Source organism: Peribacillus sp. NPDC058002, from assembly GCF_042886655.1.
In the GTDB taxonomy this organism is placed as follows: domain Bacteria; phylum Bacillota; class Bacilli; order Bacillales; family DSM-1321; genus Peribacillus; species Peribacillus aracenensis.
This window is the reverse complement of the sequence record NZ_JBHVQU010000134.1, coordinates 1-10,131: the sequence shown is the minus strand read 5'-3', so window position 1 is coordinate 10,131 and position 10,131 is coordinate 1. Positions and strand designations below refer to the sequence as shown.

The following is a 10,131-nucleotide window of genomic DNA, read 5'->3' as shown; positions in this document are numbered from 1 at the left end:
GCTTAAAGGGCCATCCTAATGCAGGAGGAATTTGTCAAAAATCACCTGAACAATAGCGAAGTAGGGAACTATCCCCAAATGGCTGCAAGTGTAGATGACATGAAAGAGGAATATATGTAATTGGTGAGTGGCGATATTGAATGGTACATGAACCGGAAGTACCAGTACCTTGGAAACCTTGGTTGGCTACCCATATATGAATAGGGAAATTTGACGAAACCTATTAATGACAAGACGACAAAAGTCTTGTTATTTTTTTTTACCTCTATGTTAGGATGAAAAAAATGATTTGGAGGGGAGGAAAAAAATTGGGCAAGCCGGAACAAAGCAAGGGTGTAACGATTAAAATAAATGGGGAAGAAAAAGTATTTCCAGATAAAAAGATTGAAAGTCAAGAGGCGGCGAGTAAGGAGCACGAACAGGAACACACAGATGAGAGTTTCGAATGGATACTCCCTGAGGATTCAAACGAAAACAAAATCGTATTGGTTCCCTCACCGCCGAAGAAGAAAATGCCGAAGTTCATCGGTTTTGGCACCAGTTCGCTGAAAAGCCAGGATAAAAGGCCGATCAAGACATTCATGATCGCTGTCATTTGTGCCGTTTTTTTTGGGTCGATTCTCGGCTTGATCGCCGTTAAAACAATTACAAAGGAAAAAGCAGAAGTATCTTCGGTCGAGACCTCGATTCCAACGGAAGCCACCGTTGAGGATAAAAAAGCGGCAGTGACTGAACCAGGAAACCAGCTGAAGACATTCCTTGTACAGGGAGGAGTATTCAGCAGCGAGGATGCAGCAAGGCAAATACAAAAGAAAATCATTGAAAAGCAGGTTCCTGCTGAAATTTTCAAATTGGAAGACAGCTATTATCTATTCTTGGGATCGGCAGAGAGTCTAGCTGCAAGTAAGGAGCTGGCCTTGTTCTTAAAGTCCTATGATGTGGACGTATATTGGAAGGAAATCAATTTAGAAGCAACCGGGACAAGCCCGGAAGATGAGAAAACCCTCGATAAGATGAAGGCAGTATATGCTTCATTGGCAGAAACATCCGCAACTAAACTTCGTGGAAAGGAAGGGGCGGTAAACGAAGGAACCTTGAAAAAAAATATGGATGAACTGAAGGCGGTGAAATTATCGCCGGAGTTTTCGAAAATGAACGATGACCTGACTGCTGCCGCCAAGTCGATTGACGAATATGGGACTTCCAAAAATGAAGAAAAGCTATTCCAGGCTCAAAAAAGCCTGCTTGATTTTTTATTGAATTTCCAAAATATATCGAGTTAAGGAATGAAAAAAGGGGGGCTGCCTAATGGGACAAGCTCCCCAATATGAAACCATCTGTGACACCTTTTTTATTTTCCGGGAAATACTTACAGGCTTTTGTCGATTCCTAGTAAACAATAATTGTGGATTGCAACATAATTTGATAGGATAGATATTGTATCTCCCTATGTAAAGAAAGGTGACTTTTTATTATGCAGCCATTGATTTTAGCTTCTTCTTCACCACGTCGTAAAGAACTTCTACAATTTCTTCAAATCCCCTTTGAAAGCATGAATTCCAATGTCGATGAAAGTATTGATGAAAACATGTGTCCTGATGCAGCGGTGAAAGAACTGGCATCCCGTAAAGCGGAAGCCATCGCAGCAAAGTTTCAGGAAAGCTGGGTGATCGGCTCGGATACCGTTGTTGTCCTTGATGGTGAGATATTGGGTAAGCCGACAAGCCGGGCGGATGGAAAAAGAATGCTGGAAATGTTATCAGGACGGACACATGAAGTATACACAGGTGTCGCCATCCTATTCGGCAAGCATCGCAGAGTATTCGCAGAAAAAACGGAAGTGACATTTTGGGAGCTGCCAGAAGCTGAAATCGAACGTTATCTGGATAGCGGGGAACCCTTTGACAAAGCTGGCGGCTATGGGATTCAAGGATACGGATCTCTTCTTGTCGAACAAATCAAAGGAGACTATTTCTCAGTCGTCGGGCTTCCGGTCTCAAGACTGGCCCGGGAACTTAAAGCGATGCAGGAAGAGTTAGGATAAGATAATTTGATTTCGTCTGGCATCTTCCCTTTTATTAAGAAAGGGTTGATCTTTTGAGCGAAAAAATGTTAATACGGGATTACCCGAAAGAAGAGCGGCCGCGCGAAAGGTTTCTCCAGGACGGGCCGCAAAGTCTCTCCAATCAGGAATTGCTTGCTTTGCTGCTCAGGACTGGGTCAAGGGAGGAATCAGTCCTGCAACTATCCGGCAGGCTCATCAATTCCTTCAAGGGCCTGCGCTTGTTAAAAGAAGCCTCAGTGGAAGAACTGACCGTGATCAAAGGGATTGGTGAAGCAAAAGCGATTCAAATCCTGGCCTCTGTCGAACTTGGCAGGAGAATTAACAATTTGAATGATCAAGACCGGTATGTGATTCGGTCTCCTGAAGATGGAGCCAACTATTGCATGGAAGAAATGCGGTTTTTATCACAGGAACATTTCGTCTGTCTCTATTTAAATACGAAAAATCAAGTGCTTCAAAAAACTACGGTATTCATCGGCAGCCTCAATGCATCGATCGTGCATCCGCGCGAGATCTTTAAAGAGGCTTTCAAAAGGTCCGCCGCCTCTATCATCTGTCTTCATAACCACCCCTCCGGAGACCCCTCTCCCAGCAGAGAAGATATTGAAGTGACGAAAAGGTTAGTCGAATGTGGTAAAATAATCGGGATTGAAGTATTGGACCACATCATTATCGGGGAGCATAAATATGTTAGTTTGAAGGAAAAAGGTTATTTATGACACTATCAAATTTTTTGACGATACGATATAATATTGTTTATGATTTTTAAAAGAGGAAACTTTTTCAAAGGGTCTTATTGTCAAAAAACGACAAATTATTATTTGAACTTATAAAAAGGCATTTTTGTTTACGAAAGGGAGATACCATAATGTTTGGAATTGGCGCTAGAGATATAGGGATTGATTTAGGAACGGCGAATACGCTTGTTTATGTGAAAGGAAAAGGCATCGCGGTACGTGAACCATCGGTTGTAGCTGTGCAAACAGATACAAAGCAAATCGTTGCAGTCGGAAACGATGCGAAAAACATGATCGGCCGTACACCTGGTAACGTGGTTGCCCTTCGCCCGATGAAGGATGGAGTCATTGCTGATTATGAAACGACGGCTACCATGATGAAGTACTATATGAAGGAAGCTCAAAAGAAGGGTGTATTCGGCAATAAGCCATATGTCATGATTTGTGTGCCTTCTGGAATTACGGCAGTTGAGCAGCGTGCAGTCATCGATGCAGCTAGACAAGCTGGAGCACGGGACGCATATCCTATCGAAGAACCGTTTGCAGCAGCGATCGGTGCAGACCTTCCGGTTTGGGAGCCTACAGGAAGCATGGTCGTTGATATCGGCGGAGGAACGACGGAAGTGGCAATCATTTCCCTTGGCGGAATCGTTACAAGCCAATCGATCCGTATTGCCGGTGATGAAATGGATGATGCCATTATCGTTTACATCCGTAAGAACTACAATTTGATGATCGGTGAGCGTACTGCTGAAGCGATCAAGATGGAAATTGGTTCTGCCGGTGACACGGAAGGCGTAGAAAACATGGAAATTCGCGGACGTGACCTATTGACTGGATTACCGAAAACAATCGAAATCACAGCTGAAGAAATATCCAAAGCATTAAGCGACACAGTTTCTGCAATTGTGGATTCCGTGAAAAACACTTTAGAGAAAACACCACCTGAATTGGCCGCTGACATCATGGACAGAGGCATTGTATTGACAGGCGGGGGTGCTTTGCTGCGCAATTTGGATAAAGTCATCAGTGAAGAAACGCAAATGCCGGTGATCATCGCTGAGAATCCACTGGATTGTGTTGCAATCGGAACGGGAAAAGCGCTGGACCACATTCATTTATTCAAGACTAAATCAAGAGATTCGCGATAAGCATTACTTCTCAAATAGGGCCGGCTCAACAAAAGGTGCAATTTTGAGCCGGTTTTCTTATGTTCTACAGTTTAATTAAATCCATAGTGTAAGTTTAAAACCATAGAGTAAATTTTTAGATAGAGGTGTAATCACCATGCCACAGTTTTTTAATAAAAAGCTCCTTCTCTTGCTCGTTAGTATTATCGTTCTCGTGGCATTGATCGGTTTTTCATTAAGGGAGAGAGAAGAGTTGACTTGGCCGGAGCAATTCCTGAAAGATACGACAGGCTGGGTAGGTAATGTGTTTAATAAGCCAGTATCGGGTATAACAGGTTTTGTAGGGGGCTTAAAAGACCTTCAACATACATACGATGAAAACAGAAAATTGAAAGCCCGCTTGGATGAATATGTATTATTGAAAACCCAAGTCCAGGATTTAAAGGAAGAAAATGAAGAACTTCGCGATAACCTCAAAAAAGAAGATGACCTGCGGAAATATTCGCCAACTCAGGCGACGGTCATTGGCCGTAATCCCGACCGCTGGCATGAAATGCTGACGATCAATAAGGGGAAGCGTAATGGGGTAGAAAAAAACATGGCAGTCATCACATCCAATGGGTTAGTCGGTAAGGTGAAATCAGCGACGGATTTCACGGCCTCGGTTCAACTTTTAAGTTCGATCGATAAAGCCAACCGCGTCTCGGCCATCATTCAAGGTGATGATAAAGCATATGGCTTGATTGAAGGGTTCGATGATAAAAAGAACCTTTTGCTGATGAAACGGATTCCATATGATAAAAAGATCAAGAAAAATTCATTGGTCATCACATCCGGTTATGGCGGGATCTTTCCGAAAGGTCTGCTGATCGGGAAAGTTGTCGATGTAAAAGTGGATCAATATGGATTGAACCAGACCGCATATATTGAACCTTCGACGGATTTTTATGATATTAATAATGTTATGGTCGTTCAGCGCGAAGTGGACGGTGTACCGAAAGAAAGTGAAGGGGAGGATGGAGCTGAGTGAGATATTTCATCCTTTCTTTTATAGCCTTGGTTTTTTTTGTTTTTGAAAGCATCTTCGCCCAGATGTTCGCTGGAGATGCATTCGGGTCCGATAAGATACTCGTGCCCCATTTCATGATGATTTTCGTTTTTTTCCTGACCATGTACGGATCCAGGAAAATGGGTATGCTTTATGGGGCGATTCTTGGGTTGACTTATGATGTTGTATATACGGAAATCCTGGGGATTTACATGTTCCTGCTGCCTTTTCTCGCCTATCTGATATCGAAAAGCATGAAAATCCTGCAAAATAACATATTGATCGCCTGCCTTACTGCGCTTTTATCCACGGCAGTTTTAGAGGTTGTCATCTTTCAGATGAATATCATCCTATCTTTTGCAGATATGGGATTTGGTGAATTTGCGGAACGGAGATTGATTCCGACATTATTATTGAATCTAGCGTTTATTATCATCAGCTGCTATCCTTTAAAAAGAATGATTGAAAAGCTTGATTTGCAAGGAGAAACGGAATAACGTTCCTGTGTCTTAAGAAGCAGGGGGGAAATGTATTTTCCCTTTTCCTTGTACGTAGAAAAAAGGAAATTTGTTTTCCTATGTCGAATTATATTTCATTGAGGTGAAACAAACGTCATGAATAAAAGAATTCAGCAAAATGTCATGATTAAGGGAACAAAAGACGGGTTTATGCTTCATCTCGATGATTCTTGCTCATTTTCCGAATTATTGAAAGAGTTAGAAGTGAAGCTTTCGGCAAACTATCAGTTTCAAGAAAATGACCCGTCCATTTCCGTAAAAGTACATACAGGGAACCGCTATCTTGATGAACAACAAGAAGAAAAGATTAAAGAGGTCATCCATAAAAAGAAGAAGCTTTTCGTGGATGAGATGATTTCGAATGTCCTGACGAAGGATGAAGCGAAACGATGGAAAGATGAAAACCAAGTGACGACCGTGACCAAGGTCATAAGGTCGGGACAGGTTTTTGAAGTTCCCGGAGACTTACTTTTAATTGGGGATGTCAATCCCGACGGTACGGTTCGTGCGGGTGGCAACATATATATCATGGGACAGCTAAAGGGAATAGCCCATGCCGGTTATAAAGGGAATAATGAGGCCATAATAGCAGCCTCTGTCATGAAGCCTGCCCAGCTGCGCATTGCTGGACAAGTGAATTTATCTCCTGACCAATATACGAAATGGGGACATGACTTGGAATGTGCCTTCATGGATGAAGAAGAAAATATCATAATAGAAAAACTGCAAGTCTTAAAGAAATATAGACCTAATTTAAATAGATTAGAAGGGGGTCTCTAATCGTGGGAGAGGCAATAGTTATAACATCCGGTAAGGGTGGTGTCGGGAAAACGACCACCTCCGCCAATTTAGGAACATCTTTAGCTCTTCTAGGCAAGAAGGTTTGCTTGATTGATACGGATATTGGTCTTCGGAATTTGGATGTGATCATGGGATTGGAAAATCGCATCATCTATGATTTGGTCGATGTGGTCGAAGGGCGCTGTAAGATACACCAGGCGCTCATTAAGGACAAACATTTCGAGGATTTGCTTTACTTGCTTCCAGCTCCGCAAAATAGTGATAAAACAGTGGTGAACGAAGAGCAGATGAGGAAACTCATAAGCGATATGAAGCCTGACTATGATTATGTCATCATTGATTGCCCTGCAGGCATTGAACAGGGCTTCAGGAATGCCATAGCTGGGGCGGATAAGGCAATCATCGTTACGACTGCAGAGAGACCGGCTGTCAGGGATGCCGACCGTATTATTGGCTTGCTTGAAAAAGAAGAGCATATTGAACCGCCTCAATTGATCATCAACCGGATACGCGGCCATTTGCTACATGAGGATGAAGAAATGGATATCGATGGTGTTGCCGATTTTCTTAAGATTGATTTGATCGGCGTCATTCCTGATGATGACCAAGTCATTGTGGCAGCGAATAAAAAGGAACCCATTGCCTATAATCCGGACAATAGAGTTTCGCTTGCCTATCGGAACATTGCCAGAAGAATCCTTGGTGAATCTGTGCCCTTGACTCCAATTGGCAGCGAACCAAAGGGCTTCATATCCAAATTGAAAAAATTCTTTAGCGTGCGGTAAATCTATATTCTTTTGTCAGGAAGCGGGGTGCATTTGATGCCCTCGCTTTTTTTTATGCTTCTTACAAAATAAAAAAGGCAAGCCATATTGGCTTGCCTGATCTATATGCTAAAAATGCAGCGCGGTTTATCCGCGTCTTCCGCCTCTGCCGCCGCGTTTTGATTCTGTGCTGCGTTTAAGAGTCGATAAATTTTCTTCACTAGTCTTTAAAAAGCGAACCATTTTATCTTCGAAATTTTCCTTTGGTTGAAAATTACCTTTTGAACGAAAATCTTTAGAACGGCTATCCCCTTGGCGTGGTGGGCGTTTGGTATAAGAAGAGGTTTGCCCTTCGGGTCTATCTATAGCCTTTTTGATGGACAAGGCAGTTTTTCCGTCTTTCTCACTAATCACTTTTACTTCAATTTGGTCGCCTACTTTAAGATGGTCATTTACGTCTTTTACATAGCTATCTGCTACCTCACTGATATGCACAAGACCTGTTGAGCCTCCTGGTAATTCTACGAATGCTCCAAAATTAGTGATACCTGTTACTTTACCTTGTACTTTGCTGCCTATTTCGATTGACATAAAAAAACGTTCCCCCTCAATAATGTTAAAACCACTTTATTATAACAAATTTCGGGGGACAATATCAATCTCAATTATTCGATTTTCTGAAACGATATCCGAATCCCCCTTGGTAATTCATAAATTTACGGATGATTTTTCATTGAAAAAATTTTTTTAGGGAAGTGCAGAAAGAAAATCTTTTCTCCGTCATAGTCTGGACAAGTTGCTCATACGCTGTAATATAGCGCTTTGACATGAGCAGGGGGGGAATCTGGAATGGATGATCGCAGGAAAGATATCCGAAATCGTATCGCCAAGAGACGCAAGTTCAATGATAAACCGGCAGGTGGCAGCAGTTGGACGGAGATCAACAATGAAGAACCATATGGGATTGATTCATATAACGGATATTCCGAGAAAGATCATCCGCTTTTCAAGAAAGAATATTTTTTCTTTAAAATCCTTGCCAGTGTATGCCTGTTCCTGATTATCGCCGTGATGTTCAAACACCCTTCTGTGCGGCTGGACCCTGCCAGAAGTTTTGTCACGGAGAACATGAACAAGGAATTTCAGTTCGCTTCAATCTCCAACTGGTATGAAAGTGCGTTTGGTAAACCGATCGCTTTTTTACCGAATGAGGCCGATAAGAAAACTGTTGATTCGAATGAAGAATATGCAATGCCAGCCTCTGCGAAAATTACCCAAAACTTCGAGACGAACGGTGAGGGAATCATATTGGAAACGAGCAAAGGCTCAAAGGTCGAGGCCGTCAATGAAGGGGTAGTCATCTTTGCCGGTGAAAAGGAGGGGATTGGAAAGACGGTCGTCATTCAGCATGCCAATAAAAGTGAGTCTTGGTATGGGCAGCTGGAAGGAATTGATGTGAAATTGTATGAGTTCGTTAAAAAGGGCAATGAAGTCGGACAGGTTACACTAAGTGAAGATGGATCCAAGGGAAGATTTTATTTGGCGATAAAAGAAAATGATGCTTTCGTCGATCCTAAAAAGGTGATTTCCTTTGAGTGAATATGGAAAATTACTGTTTAAAATCAGGGTGCACCCGACATTGTGGTTTGTCATTGGCATCGCCATCCTCACTGCCCATTTCGTTGAAGTGATGATGCTGTTGCTCATCGTCTTCATTCATGAAATGGGGCATGCTGTCTGTGCCCAGCATTTCAAATGGCGGATAAAGTCAATCCAGCTTCTTCCTTTTGGCGGGGCTGTCGAGACTGAGGAGTACGGAAATAAGAGCTTGAAGGAGGATTTGGCGGTGGTGCTTGCCGGTCCGCTTCAACATGTTTGGCTCATTGGTGCAGCTTTTTTGCTCTATTTCTTTTCTATCATCCCATATGAGCTGTATCAGCCCTTTTTGTATATGAATCTTATGCTGCTGATTTTTAATCTGCTGCCAATTTGGCCCTTGGACGGGGGACGGCTGCTATTCATCGGTGTATCCCTATACTGCACCTTTCTGGAAGCGCAGAAACATACACTTCACTTTTCTGCAGTATTCGCAGTCCTGGCTTTTGTGACCTGGATCATTCTGGATCCGCTCAATTTGAACATCTGGCTCATCATCTTTTTCATAAGTCTCTCACTGGTCATGGAATGGCGGCAGAGGTATTACGCTTTCATCCGTTTTCTTTTGCAGCGCCATTATGGGCATACGAATGATTTAGCGAAACTGAAGCCGATCTCGGTGGATTCACAAGAACCGATTTTTAAAGTGCTGGAACTGTTTCAACGCGGTTGTAAACACCCCGTCATCATCATGAAAAACGGGAAAGAGACCGGCTCGTTGGATGAAACGGAAATCCTTCACGCCTATTTTTCCGAGAAAATGACAAACGGGAAAATCGGCGACCTATTATATTCTTATTAAATATGTTATCCTTTCTTCAAATTGAGGAGAGGATTTTTTTTGATGAAAAAAATGATCGCGAACTTAGCTTCACGCGAAAAAAGAGTGGCCGTACTTGAGAATGGTGTTTTACGTAAACTTGAAATCATGCCGCCTCAAAAGCGCAGTACGGTCGGCAATATTTATCTTGGGAAAGTGACGAAGGTTTTACCGGGAATGGATGCCGTCTTCATTGATTATGGTGCAGAGAGGAATGGTTTTTTACACCGTGACGAGATTCCCTCTTTCCAGCAGACAAAAAAAACGGATGGGAAAGCATCCATCGGTCAATTTGTCCATCAGGGAGAAAAGCTGCTAGTTCAGGTGACTCGGGATGAAACGGGCACTAAAGGAGCTAAATTGACTGGGCTGATCGAGTTTTCAACAGAATCCCTCGTATACATACATGGAATAGATTATGTTGGTGTTTCAAAGAAATTCAAAAACGATGATCTTCAAAAGCAGTGGCGGGAAACGGCCTTGCAGTATAAAAATGCTGATGAGGGATTGATTGTCCGCACCTCGATGGAGAACGAAAGTGAAGCGGTATTCCTTGACAGGTTAACTGGATTGCGCGAGCTCTATAAAGGGC

Annotated in this window: 12 protein-coding genes; 11 read left to right on the top strand and 1 reads right to left on the bottom strand. The window is 42.7% G+C overall.

From position 1 onward, the window contains the following. Nucleotides 1-308: 308 nt before the first annotated feature. The 8 genes from ACFVSH_RS18685 (at nucleotide 309) to minD (ending at nucleotide 7,084) form a co-directional block, all read left to right on the top strand. Complete coding sequence (locus ACFVSH_RS18685) at nucleotides 309-1,283, top strand: hypothetical protein (protein WP_387707265.1); 975 nt, start codon at nucleotides 309-311, stop codon at nucleotides 1,281-1,283. Nucleotides 1,284-1,474: 191 nt separating this feature from the next. Further along, entirely contained in the window at nucleotides 1,475-2,044 is a 570-nt protein-coding gene (locus ACFVSH_RS18680; RefSeq protein ID WP_192205958.1) for a Maf family protein, read from the top strand. Between the two features lie 65 nt (nucleotides 2,045-2,109). Then, entirely contained in the window at nucleotides 2,110-2,784 is a 675-nt protein-coding gene (radC, locus tag ACFVSH_RS18675) for a RadC family protein (RefSeq protein ID WP_192207990.1), read from the top strand. 149 nt (nucleotides 2,785-2,933) lie between these two features. Next, nucleotides 2,934-3,953: a rod shape-determining protein gene (locus ACFVSH_RS18670; protein ID WP_034308871.1), complete on the top strand. Its 1,020-nt coding sequence runs from the start codon at nucleotides 2,934-2,936 to the stop codon at nucleotides 3,951-3,953. 136 nt (nucleotides 3,954-4,089) lie between these two features. Further along, a complete protein-coding gene (gene mreC / locus ACFVSH_RS18665; protein ID WP_387707263.1) occupies nucleotides 4,090-4,962 on the top strand; it encodes a rod shape-determining protein MreC in 873 nt (290 codons plus the stop codon). After that, entirely contained in the window at nucleotides 4,959-5,477 is a 519-nt protein-coding gene (gene mreD / locus ACFVSH_RS18660) for a rod shape-determining protein MreD (protein ID WP_192205957.1), read from the top strand. The genes mreC and mreD overlap by 4 nt, the downstream gene beginning before the upstream one ends. 117 nt (nucleotides 5,478-5,594) lie before the next feature. Then, nucleotides 5,595-6,278 carry a septum site-determining protein MinC gene (gene minC, locus ACFVSH_RS18655; protein ID WP_063232834.1) on the top strand — a complete coding sequence of 228 codons (684 nt, stop codon included), beginning with the start codon at nucleotides 5,595-5,597 and terminating at the stop codon, nucleotides 6,276-6,278. A gap of 2 nt (nucleotides 6,279-6,280) precedes the next feature. Beyond that, a complete protein-coding gene (gene minD / locus ACFVSH_RS18650) occupies nucleotides 6,281-7,084 on the top strand; it encodes a septum site-determining protein MinD (RefSeq protein ID WP_063594290.1) in 804 nt (267 codons plus the stop codon). A gap of 126 nt (nucleotides 7,085-7,210) precedes the next feature. Here the strand turns inward: minD and ACFVSH_RS18645 are convergent, their stop codons facing one another. Further along, a complete protein-coding gene (locus tag ACFVSH_RS18645; RefSeq protein WP_034308861.1) occupies nucleotides 7,211-7,654 on the bottom strand; it encodes a S1 domain-containing RNA-binding protein in 444 nt (147 codons plus the stop codon). 258 nt (nucleotides 7,655-7,912) lie between these two features. Between ACFVSH_RS18645 and ACFVSH_RS18640 the strand changes: the two genes are divergently transcribed. The 3 genes from ACFVSH_RS18640 to ACFVSH_RS18630 form a co-directional block, all read left to right on the top strand. Then, on the top strand, nucleotides 7,913-8,662 hold the full coding sequence (locus tag ACFVSH_RS18640) for a peptidoglycan DD-metalloendopeptidase family protein (protein WP_387604482.1): 750 nt from the start codon (nucleotides 7,913-7,915) through the stop codon (nucleotides 8,660-8,662). Further along, complete coding sequence (locus ACFVSH_RS18635) at nucleotides 8,655-9,521, top strand: M50 family metallopeptidase (protein ID WP_192205953.1); 867 nt, start codon at nucleotides 8,655-8,657, stop codon at nucleotides 9,519-9,521. Before ACFVSH_RS18640 ends, ACFVSH_RS18635 begins: the two co-directional genes overlap by 8 nt. A gap of 42 nt (nucleotides 9,522-9,563) precedes the next feature. Then, nucleotides 9,564-10,131: ribonuclease E/G (locus ACFVSH_RS18630; protein WP_387707261.1), on the top strand; the 568-nt coding region annotated here is incomplete at its 3' end.